Origin of the sequence: Streptomyces sp. NPDC052012, from assembly GCF_040689265.1 — a bacterium.
GTDB lineage: Bacteria > Actinomycetota > Actinomycetes > Streptomycetales > Streptomycetaceae > Streptomyces.
This window is the reverse complement of sequence record NZ_JBFAXA010000044.1, coordinates 1-22,072: the sequence shown is the minus strand read 5'-3', so window position 1 is coordinate 22,072 and position 22,072 is coordinate 1. Positions and strand designations below refer to the sequence as shown.

18 protein-coding genes are annotated in these 22,072 nt (G+C 72.4%); 12 read left to right on the top strand and 6 right to left on the bottom strand.

Annotated features, from left to right (window positions below; genetic code table 11):
* Positions 1-144 precede the first annotated feature (144 nt).
* The 4 genes from AB0412_RS35400 to AB0412_RS35385 are packed head-to-tail and all read right to left on the bottom strand — an operon-like array spanning position 145 to position 4,003.
* A complete protein-coding gene (locus AB0412_RS35400; RefSeq protein WP_366406732.1) occupies positions 145-1,146 on the bottom strand; it encodes a DNA-3-methyladenine glycosylase 2 family protein in 1,002 nt (333 codons plus the stop codon).
* A gap of 58 nt (positions 1,147-1,204) precedes the next feature.
* Positions 1,205-2,518, bottom strand: coding sequence for a coenzyme F420-0:L-glutamate ligase (locus AB0412_RS35395; RefSeq protein ID WP_366406731.1), 1,314 nt, complete (start codon positions 2,516-2,518; stop codon positions 1,205-1,207).
* The gene (cofD, locus tag AB0412_RS35390) at positions 2,515-3,474 is read right to left on the bottom strand and encodes a 2-phospho-L-lactate transferase (protein WP_366406730.1); all 960 of its coding nucleotides are present in this window, start codon (positions 3,472-3,474) and stop codon (positions 2,515-2,517) included. Before cofD ends, AB0412_RS35395 begins: the two co-directional genes overlap by 4 nt.
* Before the next feature lie 34 nt (positions 3,475-3,508).
* The gene (locus AB0412_RS35385; protein ID WP_366406729.1) at positions 3,509-4,003 is read right to left on the bottom strand and encodes a cysteine dioxygenase family protein; all 495 of its coding nucleotides are present in this window, start codon (positions 4,001-4,003) and stop codon (positions 3,509-3,511) included.
* A gap of 678 nt (positions 4,004-4,681) precedes the next feature.
* On the opposite strand from AB0412_RS35385, the gene AB0412_RS35380 reads away from it, so the two are divergent.
* The 3 genes from AB0412_RS35380 (at position 4,682) to AB0412_RS35370 (ending at position 10,264) form a co-directional block, all read left to right on the top strand.
* Entirely contained in the window at positions 4,682-4,945 is a 264-nt protein-coding gene (locus tag AB0412_RS35380; RefSeq protein ID WP_003975777.1) for a WhiB family transcriptional regulator, read from the top strand.
* Between the two features lie 271 nt (positions 4,946-5,216).
* Positions 5,217-8,789 (top strand): glycosyltransferase family 2 protein, encoded by a 3,573-nt coding sequence (locus AB0412_RS35375; RefSeq protein WP_366406728.1) that lies wholly within the window; start codon positions 5,217-5,219, stop codon positions 8,787-8,789.
* Entirely contained in the window at positions 8,786-10,264 is a 1,479-nt protein-coding gene (locus AB0412_RS35370) for a DUF5719 family protein (RefSeq protein WP_366406727.1), read from the top strand. The genes AB0412_RS35375 and AB0412_RS35370 overlap by 4 nt, the downstream gene beginning before the upstream one ends.
* A gap of 12 nt (positions 10,265-10,276) precedes the next feature.
* On the opposite strand, the gene AB0412_RS35365 is transcribed toward AB0412_RS35370, so the two are convergent.
* Positions 10,277-10,735, bottom strand: a complete 459-nt coding sequence (locus tag AB0412_RS35365; RefSeq protein ID WP_366406726.1) for a metallopeptidase family protein — start codon at positions 10,733-10,735, stop codon at positions 10,277-10,279.
* A 310-nt stretch (positions 10,736-11,045) separates the two neighbouring features.
* Between AB0412_RS35365 and AB0412_RS35360 the strand changes: the two genes are divergently transcribed.
* From AB0412_RS35360 to AB0412_RS35325, 8 genes are all read left to right on the top strand, one after another.
* Complete coding sequence (locus tag AB0412_RS35360) at positions 11,046-11,468, top strand: DUF3499 domain-containing protein (protein WP_366406725.1); 423 nt, start codon at positions 11,046-11,048, stop codon at positions 11,466-11,468.
* A gap of 118 nt (positions 11,469-11,586) precedes the next feature.
* Positions 11,587-12,954: a phosphomannomutase/phosphoglucomutase gene (locus AB0412_RS35355; protein ID WP_366406724.1), complete on the top strand. Its 1,368-nt coding sequence runs from the start codon at positions 11,587-11,589 to the stop codon at positions 12,952-12,954.
* A gap of 126 nt (positions 12,955-13,080) precedes the next feature.
* The gene (locus AB0412_RS35350; protein ID WP_149548927.1) at positions 13,081-13,251 is read left to right on the top strand and encodes a Trm112 family protein; all 171 of its coding nucleotides are present in this window, start codon (positions 13,081-13,083) and stop codon (positions 13,249-13,251) included.
* Positions 13,252-13,330: 79 nt separating this feature from the next.
* On the top strand, positions 13,331-14,458 hold the full coding sequence (locus AB0412_RS35345; RefSeq protein WP_366406723.1) for an SIS domain-containing protein: 1,128 nt from the start codon (positions 13,331-13,333) through the stop codon (positions 14,456-14,458).
* 96 nt (positions 14,459-14,554) lie between these two features.
* Positions 14,555-15,706: a mannose-6-phosphate isomerase, class I gene (gene manA / locus AB0412_RS35340; RefSeq protein ID WP_366406722.1), complete on the top strand. Its 1,152-nt coding sequence runs from the start codon at positions 14,555-14,557 to the stop codon at positions 15,704-15,706.
* Positions 15,707-15,850: 144 nt separating this feature from the next.
* Positions 15,851-16,831 carry a cation transporter gene (locus AB0412_RS35335; RefSeq protein WP_366406721.1) on the top strand — a complete coding sequence of 327 codons (981 nt, stop codon included), beginning with the start codon at positions 15,851-15,853 and terminating at the stop codon, positions 16,829-16,831.
* A 361-nt stretch (positions 16,832-17,192) separates the two neighbouring features.
* Positions 17,193-18,650 carry an adenosylhomocysteinase gene (ahcY, locus tag AB0412_RS35330; protein WP_366406720.1) on the top strand — a complete coding sequence of 486 codons (1,458 nt, stop codon included), beginning with the start codon at positions 17,193-17,195 and terminating at the stop codon, positions 18,648-18,650.
* Between the two features lie 150 nt (positions 18,651-18,800).
* A complete protein-coding gene (locus AB0412_RS35325; protein WP_366406719.1) occupies positions 18,801-19,415 on the top strand; it encodes a hypothetical protein in 615 nt (204 codons plus the stop codon).
* 76 nt (positions 19,416-19,491) lie between these two features.
* Here the strand turns inward: AB0412_RS35325 and AB0412_RS35320 are convergent, their stop codons facing one another.
* Positions 19,492-20,511: an RDD family protein gene (locus AB0412_RS35320; protein ID WP_366406718.1), complete on the bottom strand. Its 1,020-nt coding sequence runs from the start codon at positions 20,509-20,511 to the stop codon at positions 19,492-19,494.
* A 162-nt stretch (positions 20,512-20,673) separates the two neighbouring features.
* Between AB0412_RS35320 and AB0412_RS35315 the strand changes: the two genes are divergently transcribed.
* On the top strand, positions 20,674-21,681 hold the full coding sequence (locus tag AB0412_RS35315; RefSeq protein ID WP_366406717.1) for a stage II sporulation protein M: 1,008 nt from the start codon (positions 20,674-20,676) through the stop codon (positions 21,679-21,681).
* The last annotated feature ends 391 nt before the right edge of the window (positions 21,682-22,072 follow it).

Genomic DNA, 22,072 nt, shown 5'->3' with positions numbered 1-22,072 from the left:
TGGGGGTCCCCCCGCTCGAGCGAAGCCGAGAGTGGGGGAGGGTGGGCGCAGCGGCACCCCGCAAGCGCGGGCGAGCGACACCCACCCCCGGCCAGCCCCGACGCCGGGTGACCGTCAGTCCCACCCCGGCGCACGTGACGTACCTCAAAGGCGGCCGATATCCCCGTGCGGCATCCTCGGTGCGCGCCGTTCCGGGACGCGACCGCTCAGCAGGATCAACCGCGCCGCCCGATGCCGCTGCCCGGCGTAAGGCTCCAGCAGCTCCAGCATCACCGCATCGTCCGCATACCGATCGCCGGCCAGCGCCCACCCCACGATCCCCGGCAGATGCAGATCGCCCACCGTCACCGCATCCGCCGCCCCATGACTGCGCTGCACCGTCTCCGCAGACGTCCACGGCCCGATCCCGGACACCAGCTCCAGCCGCTCCTGCGCCGCCGCCGCCGGCATCCCCGCCGCCTCCTCCAGCCGCGCGGCGACCCGCACGGCCCGCAGGATCGTCGACGCCCGCTTGTTGTCGACCCCCGCCCGATGCCACTCCCAGGAGGGGATCAGCGCCCAGGTGCGAGGAGCCGGCATCACCGACATCCGTTCGGGCGCGGGCCCCGGCGCCGGCGTCCCGTACTTCCGTACCAGCAGCCGCCACGCCCGGTACGCCTCCCCGGTCGTGACCTTCTGCTCCAGGATCGACGGGATCAACGACTCCAGCACCAGCCCCGTCCGCGTCAGCCGCAGCCCGGGACGGCGGTGCCGGGTCAGTGCCACCAGGCGGTGCCGGGGGACGAAGGCCGAGGGATCGTCGCCCGCACCGAGCAGTTCGGGCAGGAATTCCAGCAGCCATTCGGCGCCCGGCCCCCACGCCTCGCCCCGGATCCGCCCGCCGCACCGGCTCACCCGCAGCGTCCCCGGCCCCGTCGGAGTCAGACTCGCCCGCCACACGGAGCCGTCCGGCGTCGTCCGGAAGGTGGGGTCTCCGGGCCCCCGCCGCAGCGGGCCGAGGACCAGACCGAGGTCCAGCGGGCCGTCCGGCACCCAGGTCCGTACGCGCGCGGGCGCGGGCGCCTGGCGGGGGACCGCGGCGGGTACGGCCACATGGCCGCCGCGCACCGTCGTCCGCGTCGGGCGGGGGGCGAAACGTCCTGCCACGAGAGATCCCAGGGGTGGAAGTGAGGGTCCTATGAGGGTAGGCGTTCGCGCGCCCGGCTCACCGCACCTCTATGAAGGCGTCCGCGGAGCGCTCCGGCCGCGGACGCGGGTCTTCCGCCGGGTGACCGATCGCCACCGCGCCCATCGGGTCCCAGTCAGCGGGCAGGTCCAGGACGTCCCGGACCACGTCCCGGCAGAACATCGTCGACGACACCCACGCCGACCCCAGCCGCTCCCCGGCCAACGCGACCAGGAAGTTCTGGACGCCGGCGCCCGCCGCGACCACGAACATCTCCCGCTCGGCACCGTCCCGCCGCGCGTCGCCGTACGTGTGCGAGCCGTCCATGACCAGGCAGGGGACAGCCAGGTACGGCGCGTTGCGCAGGACGTCGCCGCGGCGGACGCGCTTGGCGATGGACTCCTCCGACTTGCCGTCCCGGCGCAGGTCCGCGATCCACGCCTCCCGCATGGCGTCCAGCAGCCGGGTGCGGGACTCGGCCGACTCCAGCAGGACGAAACGCCACGGCGTGGTGTGGTGCGGCGCCGGTGCCGTCACGGCCGCCGCCACCGCGCGGCGCACCGCCCCCGGGTCGACCGGCTCGTCGGTGAAGGCCCGGACCGTACGGCGCTGGGTCACGGCCAGGCGTACGGCCTCCGACGTGCCGAGACGGAACATGTCGTCGCGTGCGCCGCGGACCATGGCACGGGCCCCTTCGCCGTCGTCCGCGGCCACCGTGTGCGGCAGTCCCCGGACCACGGCCACCGGGAGGCCGGCCGCCTTGCCCTTCACCAGGTCGCCCGCCGCGGCCAGCTCGTCCGCCGTGGCGACGACCGTGGCGCTCAGCGGATTGCCGTGCCCGTCCGTGCCGCCGCGCAGATCGTCCAGCACGCGTACGCCCGCCGCGCCGATCGCGACATCCGTGAGACCGGCGCGCCAGGGGCGGCCGGACGTGTCGGTGACGATCACGCCCACCGTGACGCCGAGGGCGTCGCGCAGACCCTCGCGGATCGCCCGCGCGGACGCGTCCGGGTCCTTGGGCAGCAGCAGTACGGTGCCGGACGGCGTGTTGGAGGCGTCGACCCCGGCGGCGGCCATGACCAGGCCCTGCCGGTTCTCCACGATGCGCAGCCCGCCGCGCCGGGCCACGACCCGCACGGTCTCCGCGTCGATCGCGGCCTCCCGGTCGGCCGCCTCGACGATCCTGCCCTCCGCCTTGGAGACGATCTTCGAGGTGATCAGCAGCACGTCGCCGTCGGCCAGGGCGGGCTCGGCGGTCGCGATGAGCTTGGCGAGGTCGTCGCCGTGCCGGATCTCGGGCAGACCGGGGACGGCCCAGACCCGGTACGCGGGCGTGTCGTCGGACCCGCTCACGCCGCCCGCACCTCCTCGGCCAGGTCCAGCGCCTCCCGGGCCATCCGCGCCGCCGCGTCGACGTCGGTCATCATCAGCGGCACGGCCTTGCAGCGGATCCCGGCCGCCTCCACCCGCTCGACGGACGCCGTGTCGACCGTGTCGACCAGCCAGCCGTCCAGCAGCCCCGATCCGTAGTGCTCGGCCACCGCCGCCGCCGTGGACTCCACGCCGACCGCCGCGAGGACCTTGTCGGCCATGCCGCGCACCGGTGCGTCCCCCACGATCGGCGACAGTCCGACCACCGGCACACCCGCGTCGGCGATGGCCTCGCGGATGCCGGGGACGGCGAGAATCGTGCCGACGGAGACGACCGGGTTGGACGGCGGGAAGAGGATCACGTCGGCCTCGGCGATCGCCTCGAGCACGCCCGGCGCCGGCTTCGCCTGCTCCGCGCCGACCGGCACCACCGCCTCGGCCGGCACCGACGCCCGCAGCCGCACCCAGTACTCCTGGAAATGGATCGCCTTGCGCTCCCCGTCCACCTCGACCGCGACATGCGTCTCCACGCGGTCGTCGGTCATCGGGATCAGCCGGACACCCGGCTGCCAGCGGTCGCAGAGGGCTTCCGTGACCGCGCTGAGCGGATACCCGGCGCCGATCATCTGCGTGCGCACGATGTGCGTGGCGAAGTCCCGGTCGCCGAGACCGAACCACTCCGGGCCGACGCCGTACGCCGCCAGCTCCTCCTTGAGGTGGAAGGTCTCGTCGGCCCGCCCCCAGCCCTGCTCCTCGTTGATGCCGCCGCCGAGCGTGTACATCACCGTGTCGAGGTCCGGGCAGACCTTCAGCCCGAAGAGGTGGATGTCGTCCCCGGTGTTGCCGATGACCGTGATGTCCGCGTCCGGCGCGGCCCGCTTCAGACCACGCAGGAAACGGGCACCGCCGATGCCGCCTGCCAGAACCACAATGCGCATGCCGCCCAGTCTGGCAGGCGGGTACGACAGTGCGTCAGGCGGTCAGGGAGCCGGCCTCGCAGTGCGGGGAGGTGTGCATGGGCATCTCGGTCAGGCCCGGGTAGTAGATGTGCAGGCTGACCGCGGGTTCGAGGGTGTCGTTGACGACCTCGTGCACATAGCCGGGCGCGAAGACGCGCTGCGCGCCGGGCGTCAACGCGCGCGTGCCGCGGTCGGTGCGCTCCGTGAGGGTGCCGTCCAGCACGGTCAGGACGCCGGAGGAGCGTCCGTGGTCGTGCAGCCCGCTGCCCTGGCCCGGCACCCAGGACAGCAGCCACACCTCGTAGCCGGGTCCGGTGCGCAGCCGGTGGTACCAGCGGCTGGTGGCGTCGTAGCGCACGAGGTGCTCCCACTGGGAGCGGTCGGCGGCGATGGAGCGGGCCAGCCCGGCGAACTCGGCGACGGTGGCCGGGTGCTCGCGCGGTGCCTGGAGCAAGTGCGGGACTTCGAGGATGTCGCCTGCGATCTGCAGGTCGCTGTCGCTGTTCATGGAGGGCGGAGGTTCCTCGGCGTAAGAAGCGGCGGGGGACTGCTCTGGTGGGAGCGAGAAGCGAAGGAAACTACGGCCGGGACGCGAAGGACCCGGCGACGGCCGGAGCGCGGAGGCTCAACAGCCGGAACAGCAACAGCTACAGCGAGCGCGGGCAGCACCGAGGGACCCGGCGGGGCGGGTCGAGGTGAGTGCCGAGTTCGCGAGCATGCCCACAAGGACAGCGGCTCACACCTCCACTGTCAACTCGACGCCCGGAATGTGGGACATGGTTCACCTCATCCGGTTCATCTCCCAGGCGAAAGGTTTGCTCAGCCGGATCCCGGGACACATGCTGCGCACGACCGGGTGCACGAGCGCCGTTGCGATCCCGTGATCCGACTGTGATCAGGTTCGCTTCGGCTCGGTGTCGGAACGAGATCGATCTGCCGGACGTCCTTCCCCGTAGAGGCTCTGCGCGGGACGGGAAGCCCGCGCGGGTCCCGTCTGTATGTCAAGGTTTAAGGCGATTTGAACACTTTCCGCTTGGCCTTGGTTCCGCAGAGTGAATAAGGGGCTCAATAGCAGATCTCGGCTTGACTCTCCCGGAGCAGCGCAATTGTAATTTCACTCGTGTCGTTCAGCCGGAATCGGTAACGGCAACATCACGGGGACGCGAAAGACTGACGAGGGGCGCACATGACCGAGCTGGTGCAGCAACTGCTGGTCGACGACGCGGACGAGGAACTCGGCTGGCAGGAGCGCGCGCTGTGCGCCCAGACCGACCCCGAGTCCTTCTTCCCCGAGAAGGGCGGCTCCACCCGGGAGGCCAAGAAGGTCTGTCTCGCCTGTGAGGTCCGCTCCGAGTGCCTCGAGTACGCCCTCGCCAACGACGAGCGTTTCGGCATCTGGGGCGGCCTGTCCGAGCGGGAGCGCCGCCGGCTGAAGAAGGCCGCCGTCTGAGGAAGCGTCTGAAGAAGGCCGCCGGCTGAAGAAGGCCGTCGTCCGGAGAAGGGCGCCGACCGGAACAGGCCGCCGTCGGTCGGACGGCGCGTCACATCCGTGCACAAACCACACGGATACGTCACGTACGGCCCGTCGCAGGTGGGTTGTCCACAGGCGGCGGGCCGCCTTGCTGGGCAGCCGATAGTGTGGTCGCTCGTCCGAGACGCCCCGCTGCCCCCACCGGGCACGGGCGTCCACCGCAGTCCACCGAACCGGGGCCCGTACCTCGATGTCCGTGCACAGCCACCCGGCAGCCCACGACGCTGCCGCCATCCCTGAGTTCCCGCGCCATGTGGTGACCGCGGTCCTCGTCTCGCACGACGGTGCCCGCTGGCTGCCCGACGCGCTCGCCGGGCTGCTCGGACAGGAGCGCCCGGTCCAGTTCGCCCTGGCCGCCGACACCGGCAGCGCGGACGACTCCGCCCGGCTGGTCACCGAGGCCCTCGGCGACGACCGTGTGCTGCACCTCGCCCGGCGCACCGGCTTCGGCCAGGCCGTCGAGGAGTGCCACCGCACGGCCCCGCACCTCACCCCGGACGACCTGACGTATCTGAAGCGGCCGAGCGGCTGGGACCCGGTCACCCGCACCTGGCGCGACGACGCCTACGACCTGCCCGAGCTCCCGTACGGCGAACCGGTGCAGTGGCTCTGGCTGCTGCACGACGACTGCGCCCCCGAACCCGACGCGCTGGCCCAGCTGCTGCGCGTCGTGGAGAACGAGTACGAGCTCGGCCGCGACGACGTGGCCGTCGTCGGCCCCAAACTCCGCGGCTGGTACGACCGCCGGCAGCTGCTGGAGGTCGGCGTCTCCATCGCCAACTCCGGCCGCCGCTGGACCGGCCTGGACCGCCGCGAGCAGGACCAGGGCCAGCACGACCACGTGCGGACCGTGCTGTCGGTCTCCACCGCCGGCATGCTGATCCGCCGCGACGTCTTCGAGCGGCTCGGCGGCTTCGACCGGCATCTGCCGCTCATGCGCGACGACGTCGACCTGTGCTGGCGCGCGCACGCGGCCGGCCACCGGGTCCTCATCGCCCCCGAGGCCGTCGTCCGGCACGCCGAGGCGGCCTCCCGCGAGCGCCGCACCGTCGACTGCGTGGGCCGCACGTCCGCCTCCCCGCACAAGGTGGACAAGGCGGGCGCCGTCTACACCCTGCTCGTCAACGCCCGTACGGCGGTGCTCCCCTGGGTGCTGCTGCGACTCGTCCTCGGCACCCTGCTGCGCACCCTCGCCCACCTCGTCGGCAAGGTCCCCGGCCAGGCGGTCGACGAGATCCGCGGCCTGATGAGCACCCTGCTGCGCCCCGAGCGGATCCTGGCCGGGCGGCGCCGGCGCGGCAGCCCGGCGATCGACAAGGGCGAACTGCGGGCGCTGTTCCCGCCGCCGGGCGCCACGATCCGGGTCACCGTCGAACAGGTCGCGGGCAACCTCGTCGGCCGCTCCGACCCCGAGGTCACCACCGGCGCCGGACGGCACGGCGGCGCCATCGAGTCCGGACCCGGCGGCGACGACGCCGACTTCCTCGAGGTCGAGCAGTTCGCCCGTCTCAAGCGCATCGCCCGCAGGCCGGGCCCCGTGCTCTTCCTCGTCCTGCTGCTCGTCTCCCTCGCCGCGTGCCGCGCCCTCCTCGGCGGCGGCGCGCTCGCGGGCGGCGCCCTGCTCCCGGCACCCGCCGCGTCCGGCGACCTGTGGGCGCGCTACACGGACGCGTGGCACGCGGTCGGCGCCGGCGGCACCGGCTCCGCACCTCCCTACCTCGCGATCGTGGCGGCCTTCGCCTCCCTGCTGCTCGGCTCGACCGGACTGGCCGTCACCATCCTTCTGGTCTGCTCGGTTCCGCTGGCCGGGTTCACCGCGTACTTCGCCTCGCGCCCGCTCGTGGAGTCCCGGCTGCTGCGCGCGTGGGCCGCCGTCGCCTACGCCTTCCTCCCTGCCGCCACCGGCGCCCTCGCCGGAGGCCGGATCGGCACCGCCGTCCTCGCCGTCCTGCTGCCCCTCATCGCCCGCGCCGGCATCGCCGCGAGCGGCCTGACCGACAGCACCGGCGCCCGCGGCAGTTGGCGCGCCACCTGGGCGTACGCGCTGCTGCTGACCATCACCACGGCGTTCACCCCGATCGTGTGGCCCATCGCCCTGGTCCTCGGCCTCGGCGTGCTGGCCCTGCGCCGCGCGGACCTCACCGCGTACGCCCCGCGCTTCCTCGCCCAACTGGGCACCCCCCTGCTGCTCCTGGCCCCCTGGTCGCTCTCCCTGCTCCCCTTCGGCTTCTTCCGGGAAGCGGGCCTCGAGTACGGCGGTTCCGCCGCCTCTGCCCTCGATCTGCTCGGCGCCAACCCGGGCGGCCCGGGCACCTTCAGCGGCCTGATGCTCCTCGGCCTGGTGCTCGCCGCCCTGGCCGCGCTGCTGCGCACCGAGCGGCAGACCGCCGTCCGCACCGCCTGGGTGACCGGGCTGGTCGGCCTCGTCTTCGCCGTGCTGTCCAACAACTCGACCTGGGCCGGCCCCGCAACGCTCGTCTACGGCATCGCCCTGCTGGCCGCCGCCGCACTCGGCGCCGACGGGGCACGCGCGCGTGTCGCCGAGCAGAGCTTCGGCTGGCGCCAGCCGGTCGCCGCGCTGATCGCCCTCGCCTGCGCCGCCGGCCCGCTGCTGCTCGCCGCCGGCTGGATGCTCCGCGGCGCCGACGGCCCTCTGGAGCGCCGAGACCCCGTCCAGGTGCCGGCGTTCGTCGCCGAGGAGAGCAACACCCGCGACCAGGCCCGCACTCTCGTCCTGGACAGCGACTCCGCCGCCCACGTCCGCTACATGCTGGTCCGCGGCTCCGGCGCCCGCATGGGCGACGCCGAACTGGCCACGTCCGACGGCGAGAACAGCAGACTCGACAAGGTCGTCGCCAATCTGGTCGCCGGCTCCGGCGCCGACCAGGCCGCCCAGCTCGGCACCTTCGCCGTCCGCTACGTCCTCGTCCACCAGGGCGCGCCCCGCGAGGTCACCCGCGTCCTGGACGCCACCCCCGGCCTGACCCGGCTCAGTCAGCAGGCCGGCGGCGCCCTGTGGCGGGTGGACCGGCAGGTGTCCCGAGCGACGATCGTCTCCGCCGAGAAGAGCACGCCCGTCGCCGCGGGCCCCGTGGAGATCCACACCACCGTCCCGAGCGGCCCCGACGGCCGCGTCCTGCGCCTCGCCGACTCCGCCGCCGACGGCTGGACCGCCACCCTGGACGGCACCCCGCTGCCCCGCACGACGGTCGACGGCTGGGCCCAGGGCTTCGAACTCCCCGCCTCCGGCGGCCGTCTCGACGTCACCTACGACGACCCGGTCACCCACACCGCCTGGCTGTGGGCCCAGGGCCTCCTCGCCGTCGTCCTCGTCGTCCTCGCCCTGCCCGGCCGCCGCCGCGACATCGACGACGACCTGCCCGAGGAACCCGTCCCCGCACCTGCCGGAGAGGGCCGCCGCGCCCGCCGCCTGCGCGCCCAGGCCGACCAGCAGGAAGCGCCCGCGCCCATCCCCCCGCAAGCCCCGCCCCCCACCCACGACACCTGGCAGCCGGCGCCGTACCCCGACGAGGCGGCGCAGTACCAGCAGCAGTACGCGACGTACCCCCAGCAGGGCCAACAGGCCCAGCAGCCCCAGCAGTACCCCTACGAGGGCGCCCCGTACGATCCGTACGCCTACGACCAGACGCCGTACGAGCAGGCGTCCTACGACCGGACTCCGTACGACCAGACCTACACCCACGGCTACGACATGCCGTACGACCCCACGGGCAGTGATCGTCCCGACGGGAGCCAGCAGTGAACCGCACGACCCTGTCCCTGATCGCGGGAGCCGCCGCCCTCACGGCCGTGACGGGCTTCGCCGCCCTCACCACCCCGGATGCGGCCCCCACGAACGACACGGCCCGGACGGCGGCCCACCTCCCGGTGGAGCGCACCAGTCTGCTCTGCCCGCCCCCCAGCACCTCCGACCTGGCCGAGACGACGTACACGTCCTTCACCCCCGTCACCAAGGGCACGGAGAGCAAGGGCTCGGCGGAACTGACGCCGGCGCAACCGGAGTCGGACGCCTCCGAGGAGCAGCAGAAACCCGGCAAGCCCGTCCTGGAGCCCGAGCAGCCCGGCAAGCAGGCCACCGGCGACGTCTCCGGAGGCGAGGCCCCCGCCCTGATCGGCACCGCCGAGGGCCGCTTCGCCCCCGGCTGGACGGTGCAGCAGACCACGGAGGTCGCCGCGGGCACGGGCCGCGGCCTGCAGGGCGTCACCTGCACCGCACCGGACACCGAGTTCTGGTTCCCCGGCTCCAGCACCTCCGCCGAGCGCACCGACTACGTCCACCTGACCAACCCGGACGACTCGGCCGCCGTCGTGGACATCGAGCTCTACGGCAAGGACGGCGCCCTGAAGTCCACCGTGGGCGAGGGCATCACGGTCCCGGCGCACTCCAGCGAGCCGGTCCTGCTGTCCACGCTCACCGAGGAGCAGCAGACCAACGTGACCGTGCATGTCGTCGTCCGCAGCGGCCGGGTGGGCGCGGCCGTGCAGGCCCTGGACGACGAACTCGGCGGCGACTGGCTGGCGGCGTCGACCGACCCGGCGGGCAGTCTGATCATCCCCGGCATCCCGAAGGACGCCACAGCCGTACGCCTGGTCGCCTTCGCCCCCGGCGACACGGACGCCGACCTGAACGTCCGCCTGGCCTCACCCACCGGCCTGATCACCCCGGCCGGCCACGAGACCCTGCACGTGAAGGGCGGCATGACGGCCGCCGTGGACCTGGGCGACATCACCCGGGGCGAGCCCGGCTCCCTCGTCCTGACCCCCACGGACCGCTCCGTCCCGGTCGTCGCGGCGGTCCGCGTCCTCCGCGGCAAGGGCGACGCCCAGGAGTCGGCCTTCGTCCCGGCCGCCCGCCCGGTGGGCACCCGCGCCACAGCGGTGGGCAACACCACCCGGACGACCACCCTTTCGCTGACCGCCCCCGAAGGCACCGCAAAGGTCAAGGTCACCGCCTCACCGGCCGCGGACGGCGGCAGCCCCGCCTCGAAGACGTACACCATCAAGTCCGGCACGACCCAGACGATCACCCCGCCCACCCCGGACGGCGTGAAGGGCACCTACGCCCTGACGATCGAACCGGAGACGGACACCCCGGTCTATGCGACGCGGACCCTGACCGCGGAGGACAACGCCTTCACCACGCAGACCCTCCCGGACGACCGGGGCATGGTGGCGGTACCGGAAGCCGAGGAAGACCTGTCCGTCCTGCAGAAGTAGAGGACCTGCTGCCTAATCCTCGCCGTACCGGGGGTCCACGGTCTCCGGTGTCAGCCCGAGCAGCTCCGCCACCTGTTCCACGACCACCTCGTGCACCAGCGCGGCCCGTTCGTCGCGCCCCTTGGTACGGATCTCCACCGGCCGCCGATAGATCACCACCCGCGCGGGCCGTCCCTCCCGCGCCGGCAGGGACCCGCCCAGCGGCACGGTCTCGTCGCTCCACCCCGCACCGGCCGCCGCCCCGTCCAGGCGCGGCACCTCCAGCACCAGGAAATCGATGTCGGCCAGCTGCGGCCACCGCCGCTCCAGCCGCTCCACGGAGTCCTGCACGAGATCCGCGAACGTCTCCGCCCTACTGGCCGCGAGCGGCACCTGCGGCGGTGCGATCGGCCCCCGCATGCCCCTGCCGTGGCGATCACGGCGTCGGGGCCCGGGGCCGGCGGCGGCACGGGGCGTCACAGGGTTGTCCATCACTGTGCAGGGTAGTCGCCACCGACCCGGCCCGCCCGGCCCCACATGCCCGACCCGACGCGCTCCCTCCTGCCCGCCGCCGTCCCCTGCCCACACAGATGTCACTACCTGACCATTCCAGCCAAGGTTGGGCTCGTTTCCGCATCTCTCCCAGACCGGTGATCTCAAGGCAATTGACGGTGTTTGTACCAACTGGTGACCGCAATCAGAATCGCCGGCCTCCCCGGACGCCCCCGTCCGGCCAGGTCACCGAGGCCGTTCCCGGAGCCCGTGTGCGACGTCTCACACCACGACACGGGGGAGTGACCTGGTGGAGAGTCGTCGCGGCCCGCTCAAGAGTGCGGTACCGTCCAACGTCGTGAGCCCTGTACGTCGCTGTTCGCGCACCGCTTGCGGCCGTCCCGCCGTCGCGACGCTGACGTACGTCTACGCCGACTCGACCGCGGTCCTCGGCCCCCTCGCCACCTACGCCGAGCCCCACTGCTACGACCTGTGCGCCGAGCACTCCGAACGCCTCACCGCACCGCGCGGCTGGGAGGTCGTCCGCCTTCTCGACGGCTCCGCCCCGGCCCAGCCCAGCGGCGACGATCTGGAAGCGCTGGCGAACGCCGTACGCGAGGCGGCCCGCCCGCAGGAACGCGCGGCCGGCGCCGCGGGCGGCGGACGCAGGGCCGACCCCATGGAGGTGGCCCGCCGAGGCCATCTCCGCGTGCTCCGCTCCCCGGACAACTGACCCCGCCGCCCGACCGGTCCTTGCCGGACCGTTTTGGCACCGTGCGCCCACCCCCCACGGCATGTCACACCCGGCCGGTAGTTTGTGGTGACCGACAGGACTTCCGGAAGGGCTGGCCGTGGCTGCTGATCTCTCGCAGATCGTGAAGGCGTACGACGTGCGCGGAGTCGTCCCCGACCAGTGGGACGAGTCCCTGGCCGAACTCTTCGGCGCGGCCTTCGCCCGGGTCACCGGCGCGAGCGCCATCGTCACCGGCCACGACATGCGCCCCTCGTCCCCGCCCCTGTCGGCCGCCTTCGCACGCGGCGCCGCCGCCCAAGGCGTCGACGTGACGGAGATCGGCCTGTGCTCCACGGACCAGCTGTACTACGCCTCGGGCGCGCTGGACCTGCCGGGCGCGATGTTCACCGCCTCGCACAATCCGGCCCGGTACAACGGCATCAAGCTGTGCCGCGCCGGTGCGGCCCCGGTCGGCCAGGACACGGGCCTCGCGGAGATCCGCGCGCTCGTCGAGAAGTGGAGCGACGCGTCCGCCGCCCCGCAGCCGGCGGGACCGGTGGGAACGATCACGCAGCGCGACACGTTGACCGATTACGCCGCCCACCTGCGCTCCCTCGTCGACCTGACCGCCGTCCGCCCCCTGAAGGTCGTCGTCGACGCCGGCAACGGCATGGGCGGCCACACCGTCCCCACCGTCTTCGCCGGCCTGCCGCTCACGCTCGTCCCGATGTACTTCGAACTCGACGGCACCTTCCCCAACCACGAGGCCAACCCCCTCGACCCGGCCAACCTGGTCGATCTGCAGAAGCGGGTCCGCGAGGAGGGCGCCGACCTCGGCCTCGCCTTCGACGGCGACGCCGACCGCTGCTTCGTCGTGGACGAACGGGGCGAGCCGGTCTCCCCGTCGGCGATCACTGCCCTGGTGGCGTCCCGGGAGCTCGCCCGCAACGGCGGCAGGGGCACCATCATCCACAACCTGATCACGTCCTGGTCGGTACCGGAGGTCGTGAAGGAGAACGGCGGCACCCCGGTCCGCACCCGCGTCGGCCACTCCTTCATCAAGGCCGAGATGGCCACCACCGGCGCGATCTTCGGCGGTGAGCACTCCGCGCACTACTACTTCCGCGACTTCTGGAACGCCGACACGGGCATGCTGGCCGCGCTCCACGTCCTCGCCGCGCTCGGCGGCCAGCAGGGCACGCTGTCCGCCCTCGTCGCGGAGTACGACCGCTACGCGGGATCCGGCGAGATCAACTCCACGGTCGACGACCAGACCGCCCGCCTCGCCGCGATCCGGGCGGCGTACGAGGGCCGCGAGGGCATCACCCTCGACGAACTGGACGGACTCACGGTCACGTCCGCCGACTGGTGGTTCAACGTCCGCCCGTCCAACACGGAGCCGCTCCTGCGCCTGAACGCCGAGGCACGGGACGAGGCGACGATGACGAGGATCCGCGACGAGGCGCTGGCGATCATCAGAGGCTGACCGCGTGCGGGACGGGACGCCGTCCGCGCGGCGGTACTCAGCCACCGCGCCCACCCCTGAGGCCCCACCGGCGGTACGCTGACCAGGCACATCCGCGCACACCCACCCGCCCCGAAGGGAACCCTCATGCCGCTCGAAGCCGGCCTCCTGGAGATCCTCGCCTGCCCGGCCTGCCACTCCCCCCTCAAGGAGCAGGACGCCGAGCTGATCTGCACCGGCCAGGACTGCGGCCTGGCGTACCCGGTCCGCGACGGCATCCCCGTCCTCCTCGTCGACGAGGCCCGGCGCCCCGCGTAACCGCCGATCCGGCGACCCGGCGCACCAGCGACCCGCCGCCCCGCGAACCGACGCCCCGCCGATCGGAGGCATGCCGCCCATGCTCGACGAAACGCTGCTCGACTCACCGGAGGGCCTCGCCGAGGCCGATCACCGCGGTCTGCTCCGCGGCGCCGCCGAAGCCGGCGCCCGGGTCCGCACCGCCGCCCGGCACGCCGCCGAGGCCGGGATCCACGACCTGAAACCCGACGGCCGGCCCCGCGCGGTCCTCATCGCGGGCCCCGGCGCCGCCGCCACCCAGACCGCCGACCTCCTCGGCACCCTCGCGGGCGCCGGCAGCCCCGTCACCCGCCTCGCGCCCACCGGCGTCGCCCCCGCCGCGGGCGCGCTGCGCTGGGAACTGCCCGGCTGGGCCGGCTCCGTCGACCTGCTGCTCATCGCCACCCCGGACGGCACCGAACCCGGCCTGTCCCTGCTCGCCGAACAGGCCTACCGCCGAGGCTGCACGGTCGTCGCCGTGGCCCCCGCCCGCACTCCGCTCGCGGAGTCGGTGAACGGCTCCCACGGCCTGTTCGTCCCCATGGCGACCGCCCCCTACGACCAGGAAGAACCCCTCGCGGCCTCCGCCCCCGGCGTGCTGTGGGCGCTGCTCACCCCGCTGCTGGCGCTGCTGGACCGCACCGGTCTGCTCGCCGCGCCGCCGGACGCCCTGGAGAAGGTCGCCGACCGCCTCGACCGCATCGCCGAACGCTGCGGCCCCGCCATCGCCACCTACAGCAACGCCGCCAAGACCCTGGCCGCCGAACTCGCCGACGCGCTGCCCATCGTGTGGACCGAGGGCACCTCCGCCGGCCCGGCCGGCCGCCGCTTCGCCGCCGCGCTCGCCGAACTGTCCGGCACCCCCGCCGTCGTGGCCGAACTCCCCGAGGCGCTCGCCGCGCACAGCGCCCTGCTCGCCGGCCCCCTCGCCGCCGGAGCCGACCCGGAGGACTTCTTCCGCGACCGCGTCGAGGAGCCGCCCGCCCTGCACGCACGCGTGGTGCTGCTGCGCGACCGCCCGATCGGCAGCTTCACCGCCGCCCCGGCCGCCCGCGACCTGGCCCTCAGCCACGACACGCCGATCAGCGAACTGGAGCCGGAAGCGGGCGGCGAACTGGAGACCCTCGCCGAACTGATCGCCATCACGGATTTCGCCGCCGTTTACCTGGCGCTCGCCTCACGCGCCTGATCATGCCCGGGACACCCTGACCCCTCCCGGCCCGTCCCGTCGCGTCCCGCCTCGGGAGACGGGCACGAGAACCGCAGAAGGAACCCAGAGAACCCCATGGACCGCCTCGCCAACACCATCCGCCCCTACGCCTGGGGTTCCACCACGGCCATCCCGCACCTCCTCGGCACCGAACCGACCGGCGAACCGCAGGCGGAGATGTGGATGGGCGCCCACCCCGGTGCCCCCTCCCGCACCGACCGCGGCACCCTCGTCGAGGTCATCGACGCCGCCCCCGAGAAGGAGCTCGGCGCGGCCTCCGTCGCCAAGTTCGGCCCGCACCTGCCCTTCCTGCTCAAACTCCTCGCCGCCGGCGCCCCCCTCTCCCTCCAGGTCCACCCCGACCTCGAGCAGGCCAGGCAGGGCTACGAGGACGAGGAACGCCGCGGCATCCCCGTGGACGCCCCGCACCGCAACTACAAGGACGCCAACCACAAGCCGGAACTGATCTGCGCGCTCACCGAGTTCGACGGCCTGTGCGGCTTCCGCGACCCGCTGCGCGCCGCCGACCTCCTCGACGCCCTCGGCGTCGACTCCCTCAAGCCGTACGTCGACCTGCTGCACGCCCACCCCGAGGACGCGGCCCTGCGGGAGGTGCTCACCGCGATCCTCACCGCCGACCCCGAGGAGATGGCCCACACCGTCACGGAGGCGGCCGCCGCATGCGACCGCCTCGGCGGCGCCCACGCCCCCTACGCCGACATCGCCCACCACTACCCGGGCGACCCCGGCGTCATCGCCGCGATGCTCCTCAACCACGTCCGGCTCCAGCCCGGCGAGGCCCTCTTCCTCGGCGCCGGCGTCCCGCACGCCTACCTCAACGGCCTCGGCGTCGAGATCATGGCCAACTCGGACAACGTCCTGCGCTGCGGCCTCACCCCCAAGCACGTCGACGTCCCCGAACTGCTGCGCATCGTCCGCTTCGAGGCCGGCGACCCCGGCGTGCTGCGCCCGGAGGCCACACCGGACGGCGAGGAGGTCTACGACACGCCCATCGACGAGTTCCGGCTCTCCCGCTACGTCCTCCCCGCGGGCGGCACCACCCACGACCTGACTCGCTCCACCCCCCAGATCCTGCTGTGCACCGCCGGCTCCGTCCGGGCGGGCGAGCACGCACTGTCCCCGGGTCAGTCCGTGTTCGTCCCGGCGGGCGAGAAGGCCGAAGTGTCCGGCGCCGGAACGCTGTTCAGGGCCACCGTCGTCGCCTGACCACCCGCGGACCCGGACCTGACGCGCCGGTACCGCGGCGGGCTGCAACAATGGCCCACCGTCAAAGGACGGGCAAAGTCCCGGGCGTACGAAGGCGCACGCCCGGGCTCAGGAAAACGGCGTACGAAGGGACAACGCGGACACATGAGCGCGTCAGGCGGCACCAAGGCGATCGTGGCGGCACTCGCCGCCAACCTCGCGATCGCGGTAGCGAAGTTCGTGGCGTTCCTCTTCAGCGGCTCCTCGTCGATGCTCGCCGAGTCCGTGCACTCGGTCGCCGACTCCGGCAACCAGGCACTGCTGCTGGTCGGCGGCAAGAAGGCCAAGCGCGTGGCGACCCCGCAGCACCCCTTCGGCTACGGCCGCGAGCGCTACATCTACGCCTTCCTCGTCTCCATCGTGCTGTTCTCGGTCGGTGGCATGTTCGCCCTCTACGAGGGCTACGAGAAGATCAAGCACCCGCACGAGATCGAGCACTGGTACTGGCCGGTCGGCGTCCTCGTCTTCGCGATCATCGCCGAGACCTTCTCCTTCCGCACCGCCATCCAGGAGTCCAACGTCCTGCGCGGCAAGCGCTCCTGGAAGGAGTTCGTCCGTCACGCCAAGGCCCCCGAGCTGCCGGTCGTCCTCCTGGAGGACCTCGGTGCCCTCGTCGGCCTGATCCTCGCCCTCGGCGGTGTCGGCCTCGCCCTGCTCACCGGCGACAGCGTCTGGGACGGCATCGGCACCCTCTGCATCGGCGTCCTGCTCATCCTGATCGCCCTCGTCCTCGCCGCCGAGACCAAGTCCCTGCTGCTCGGCGAGGCCGCGGGCGCCGAGGAGACCGCGAAGATCGAGGCCGCCGTCGTCGACGGCGACACCGTGACCCGCATCATCCACATGCGCACCCTCCACATCGGCCCGGAGGAACTGCTGGTCGCCGCGAAGATCGCCGTCCGCCACGACAACACGGCCACCGAGATCGCCGCCGCCATCGACGCCGCCGAGGCCCGCATCCGCGCGTCCGTCCCGATCGCCCGCGTCATCTACCTCGAGCCCGACATCTACAGCGAGACCGAGGCGGCCAAGGGCCCCGACCCGGAAGCCACCCCGGGCGGCCCGACCCCGGACACCGCCGGCCACTGACGACACCAGAGCCCCAGGGGCCCGCCGCACACCCGGCGGGCCCTCTGCATGACCCGTCCGGCCGGAGGATCCAGCGGGAGATCCGGCCGGAGATCCACGCGGCCGTCCACCAGATCGGCCTGATGTGTTCGCGGACGGACTGGGGATCGCCGGGGGCTCCGGTGTAGCTTGGGACGGAGCCAGACGTCGCTGCTGATGGCGGTCGGGCGGCCCACTGCGGCCGACCGAGGGAGAGAGGGCCTCCGACGGACTGCGCTGCGCGCACGCGGGCATGCCTGTGTCCTCTTTCGGGCACCCCTGTGTCCGCCGCCGCGCAGACCAGCCGTACCCACCTCGACCCAACCCCGAGGAGCAGCTCGCAATGACGACTGTCGACAACCGACAGGACTTCAAGGTCGCCGACCTCTCCCTGGCCGCCTTCGGCCGCAAGGAGATCACCCTCGCCGAGCACGAGATGCCGGGCCTCATGGCGATCCGCAAGGAGTACGCCGAGGCACAGCCCCTCGCCGGCGCCCGCATCACGGGCTCCCTGCACATGACCGTGCAGACCGCCGTCCTCATCGAGACCCTGGTCGCCCTCGGCGCGCAGGTCCGCTGGGCGTCCTGCAACATCTTCTCCACCCAGGACCACGCCGCGGCCGCCATCGCCGTCGGCCCGAACGGCACGCCCGACAACCCGCAGGGCGTCCCGGTCTTCGCCTGGAAGGGCGAGACCCTCGAGGAGTACTGGTGGTGCACCGAGCAGGCCCTGACCTGGCCGGACAGCCCCACCGGCGGCCCCAACATGATCCTCGACGACGGCGGTGACGCCACCCTCCTCGTCCACAAGGGCGTCGAGTACGAGAAGGACGGCAAGGTCCCCTCGCCCGACACCGCCGAGTCCGACGAGCACCGCGTCATCCTCGAACTGCTCACCCGCACCCTGGGCGAGAACCCGCAGAAGTGGACCCAGCTCTCCTCGGAGATCCGCGGTGTCACCGAGGAGACCACGACGGGCGTCCACCGCCTGTACGAGATGCAGCGCGACGGCACCCTCCTGTTCCCGGCGATCAACGTCAACGACGCCGTCACCAAGTCGAAGTTCGACAACAAGTACGGCTGCCGCCACTCCCTGATCGACGGCATCAACCGCGCCACCGACACCCTGATCGGCGGCAAGACCGCCGTCGTGTGCGGCTACGGCGACGTGGGCAAGGGCTGCGCGGAGTCCCTGCGCGGCCAGGGCGCCCGCGTGATCGTCACCGAGATCGACCCGATCTGCGCCCTGCAGGCCGCGATGGACGGCTACCAGGTCACCACGCTGGACGAGGTCGTCGAGACGGCCGACATCTTCATCACCACGACCGGCAACAAGGACATCATCATGGCCTCGGACATGGCCAAGATGAAGCACCAGGCCATCGTCGGCAACATCGGCCACTTCGACAACGAGATCGACATGGCCGGCCTCGCCAAGGTCCCCGGCATCGTCAAGGACGAGATCAAGCCGCAGGTCCACACCTGGACGTTCCCCGACGGCAAGAAGATCATCGTGCTGTCCGAGGGCCGCCTGCTGAACCTGGGCAACGCCACCGGTCACCCGTCGTTCGTGATGTCCAACTCCTTCGCGGACCAGACCCTGGCCCAGATCGAGCTGTTCACCAAGCCCGACGAGTACCCGACCGGCGTCTACGTGCTGCCCAAGCACCTCGACGAGAAGGTCGCCCGTCTCCACCTCGACGCCCTCGGCGTGAAGCTGACGACGCTCCGCCCCGAGCAGGCCGAGTACATCGGCGTGAAGGTCGAGGGCCCGTACAAGTCGGACCACTACCGCTACTGAGTCCGCAGCCCCGCCCGCCGTGAGCGCGTCCGCGCACGGACACGCTCACGGCAGCAGGTCCTCCGAGGCAGGCCCCCGCACCCCCGTGCCGGGGGCCTGCCCCATTGGCGGACCAGCGACCGGCCCAGCCCGTCAAGACCCAGGACCCCCATGCCCCGCGGCCGTTATTCGCTCCACGATCCGCACGATCACACCCCCCTCGCACAAGAGCACTTCCACTGCGCCCCCGGCCCGTCCGGCTGGCGCTATGTCTCCCAGCTCACCGCCCCGTCCGGCGATCACCTGGGCTCCGTCGACCTCGCCCTCGACGAACTCGGCCGCCCCATCCGTCTCGAACTCCACGCCGCGAGCTGGCAGGTCCGCGGCGCCGCCCTCGACGGCGTCACCTGGGTCCGCACGGACCCCACGGGAACCCACGCCACCGAAGGCAATGTGCGCGCCCACGCCTTCACCGGCTCGTCCCCCGCGTTCCTCATCGCCACCGCCCGTCTGCTGCGCCTCACCCCCTCCTCCTCAGCCACCCGCGTACGCCTCGTCGCCTTCACGGACCCGGTCCTCGCCCCGCGCACCGTCGACCAGTCTTGGGCGCTGGTGAAAAGAGAAGCACACGCCACTGACAACGCCCCCCTGACCGTGGACGAATACCAGGTCACAGCCCTGGACACCGGCGAACAGCACGCCGTGCACATCGCCGGGGACGTCGTCCTCGCAGCCCCCGGCATCGAGCTGGAAGATCTCGAATCGCCGCCGTCGGTCTTCGGCTGAACACCGGCTCCAGCAGCGCCGGCACCCACGCGGCGACGACCTGAGCCGCCGTCCAAGGCCGAGCCGCCTCAGTCCTTCACGCCGGAGGGACGAACCCCGTCGAGGGCCGTTCGGCCGGCGGCTCCTGCCGAGGGGTGTCGGCCGGCACGGCTCGCGGATCCGCACCGGGCTGTTCCGACGGAACCGCCGGAAGCGAGGGCCCGGACGAAACCGAGGAATCCGACGGAGGCACGGCCGCAGGGGGACGGGCAGGAGGCCCATAGCCCCCGCCCACCTGGGCACCACCGCTCGGACCGCTCACGCGACCGCTCATGCCACCACCAGCCGCACCGCCGTGACCGCCGGCACCGCCCCCGAAGGCCCGCCGCGCCTCCCGGGCCTGCCGCTCCTGCACCACCGCCGCCAGATACGCCGCCGGCGGCACCCCCTGCGGCACCGGCGTCCCCGTGCGCTCCGCGACGTCCGCCGCCAGCCGCTGGGCCATCGACCAGCCGACCTGCGGGTCCAACTGCTGCATCCGCGTCAGGTACTGCCGGACGGCGAGCCACAGACCGTCCGGCACCGCCGACAGGTCCAGCCCCGAGAACCGCCCGGCCAGCCACGGGGGAGGCGGCGGCACAGAACTCATCTGCGTCGCCGGCATCCGCTCCCGCACGACCAGGGTCCCCGCGAACACATCCCCCAGCCGCCGCCCCCGCGCCGACACCAGCGAGGCGATGCAGGCCACGACGCCGAGCGTCATCAGAATCTCGATCACACCGATGAGGCCCCGCACCAGCGCGTGGCGGAAGCGAATCGGTCCGCCGTCGTCCCGCACCACCCGTAGCCCGCACGCCAGCTTCCCGAGCGAGCGACCATGACTCAGCGTCTCGACCGCGATCGGCCCGCCCACCAGCACGAGGACGAACACCGCGATCGATATCGCCGTCTGCGCGGCCTCGTCCAGCGAAGCCGTGGCCGCCACCAGGGCCAGCGTCACCGCGACATAGACGGCCAGGGCGGCCGCCAGGTCGAGCAGCACGGCGAGCGCCCTGCTGGGCAGCCTCGCGGGGCGCAGCTCCAACGCCACCGCCTCGCCCGTCACCAGCTCACTCACGCCCGCCGCCCTTCCCCTGCACTGCCCCGAACACGGCCAGTCTGCCAAGCTGATGACACATCGCACCGCAGTACGACCACCCGATCAAGCAGATCATCGATCACCCGGGGTCCGGCCGACCGTATCGATCGACTGCGAGCAAGCCGAGGAGCAGGCACACAGATGGACCTCGACGTCTTCGTCTCCGCCCACCGCGCGGAGTGGGACCGCCTCGACGCCCTGCTCCGCCGCCAGCGCCGGCTCAACGGCGCGGAGGCCGACGAACTCGTCTCCCTCTACCAGCGCACCGCCACGCACCTCTCGCTGATCCAGTCAGCCGCCCCCGACCCCCAGCTGACAGGTCGGCTCAGCCAGCTGGTGGCACGCGCGCGTAGCGCCGTGACAGGCACCCGCCGAGCCTCCTGGCGAGACGTCACCCACTTCCTCACCCACAGCTTCCCGGCCGCGGTCTACCGGTCACGGCACTGGTGGGTGCCCACAGCATTGCTGTCCACGGCCGTGGCGGCCCTCCTCGGCTGGTGGATCGGCACCCACCCGGAGGTCCAGGCGACCATCGCGGCCCCCAGCGAACTGCGCGAGCTGACCCGCCCCGGGGGTCAGTACGAGACCTACTACTCCAGTCACCCCGCGGCCTCGTTCGCCGCCCAGGTCTGGACGAACAACGCCTGGGCCGCCGCCCTGTGCCTGATCCTCGGCGTCTTTCTGGGCCTGCCCGTCATCTGGATCCTCTTCCAGAACATGCTCAACCTGGGCGTCGGCTTCGGCCTGATGTCCTCCGCCGGCCGGCTCGACACGTTCCTCGGCCTCGTCCTGCCCCACGGCCTCCTGGAACTGACAGCGGTCTTCGTCGCCGCCGGAACCGGTCTGCGCCTCGGCTGGACCCTCATCGATCCGGGGCCCCGCACCCGCCGCAGTGCTCTCGCGGAGGAGGGCCGAGCAGCACTGGCGATGGCGATCGGCCTCGCCCTGGTCCTGTTCATCTCCGGCGCGATCGAAGGCTTCGTCACCCCCTCGGGCCTGCCCACCTGGACGCGCATCGGCATCGGAGTCGTGGCGGAGGCGGCCTTCCTGGCCTACGTCTATGTCGTGGGCCGCCGCGCGGCTCGGGCCGGTGAGACAGGGGACCTGGCGGCAGCCGAACGCAGCGCGACCGTGCCGACGGCCGCCTGATGTGCGAACCGCACTGTTCTGCTGCTAGTCTCCTCTTCGCCCCACGGGAGCCGTTGACACGGACCCTGAGGGGAGGTAGATTCAAACAGTTGCCTGGAGATGGGCTCCGACCCAGACCGGCAACCGTGAGTATCTACTCCGCTTCTTGAAATCGTGATTTCGAAGAAGCCCCTCCCGATAAATCGGAAAATGGCGGCCGGTCAGCCCGGCCCAAAACTTCTGATAAAGTCGGATGCGCCGGAAAGGGAAACGCGAAAGCGGGAACCTGGAAAGCACCGAGGAAATCGGATCGAAAAGATCTGATAGAGTCGGAAACACCGAAGGGAAGCGCCCGGAGGAAAGCCCGAGAGGGTGAGTACGAAGGAAGCGTCCGTTCCTTGAGAACTCAACA

What these genes read in the sequence shown, in the direction of transcription:
- manA (WP_366406722.1), top strand. Translation starts at nt 14,555, where the DNA reads ATGGACCGCCTCGCCAACACCATCCGCCCCTACGCCTGGGGTTCCACC.
- AB0412_RS35345 (WP_366406723.1), top strand. Translation starts at nt 13,331, where the DNA reads ATGCTCGACGAAACGCTGCTCGACTCACCGGAGGGCCTCGCCGAGGCC.
- AB0412_RS35380 (WP_003975777.1), top strand. Translation starts at nt 4,682, where the DNA reads ATGACCGAGCTGGTGCAGCAACTGCTGGTCGACGACGCGGACGAGGAA.
- AB0412_RS35315 (WP_366406717.1), top strand. Translation starts at nt 20,674, where the DNA reads ATGGACCTCGACGTCTTCGTCTCCGCCCACCGCGCGGAGTGGGACCGC.
- AB0412_RS35365 (WP_366406726.1), bottom strand. Translation starts at nt 10,735, where the DNA reads ATGGACAACCCTGTGACGCCCCGTGCCGCCGCCGGCCCCGGGCCCCGA.
- AB0412_RS35335 (WP_366406721.1), top strand. Translation starts at nt 15,851, where the DNA reads ATGAGCGCGTCAGGCGGCACCAAGGCGATCGTGGCGGCACTCGCCGCC.
- AB0412_RS35375 (WP_366406728.1), top strand. Translation starts at nt 5,217, where the DNA reads ATGTCCGTGCACAGCCACCCGGCAGCCCACGACGCTGCCGCCATCCCT.
- cofD (WP_366406730.1), bottom strand. Translation starts at nt 3,474, where the DNA reads ATGCGCATTGTGGTTCTGGCAGGCGGCATCGGCGGTGCCCGTTTCCTG.
- ahcY (WP_366406720.1), top strand. Translation starts at nt 17,193, where the DNA reads ATGACGACTGTCGACAACCGACAGGACTTCAAGGTCGCCGACCTCTCC.
- AB0412_RS35350 (WP_149548927.1), top strand. Translation starts at nt 13,081, where the DNA reads ATGCCGCTCGAAGCCGGCCTCCTGGAGATCCTCGCCTGCCCGGCCTGC.
- AB0412_RS35325 (WP_366406719.1), top strand. Translation starts at nt 18,801, where the DNA reads ATGCCCCGCGGCCGTTATTCGCTCCACGATCCGCACGATCACACCCCC.
- AB0412_RS35385 (WP_366406729.1), bottom strand. Translation starts at nt 4,003, where the DNA reads ATGAACAGCGACAGCGACCTGCAGATCGCAGGCGACATCCTCGAAGTC.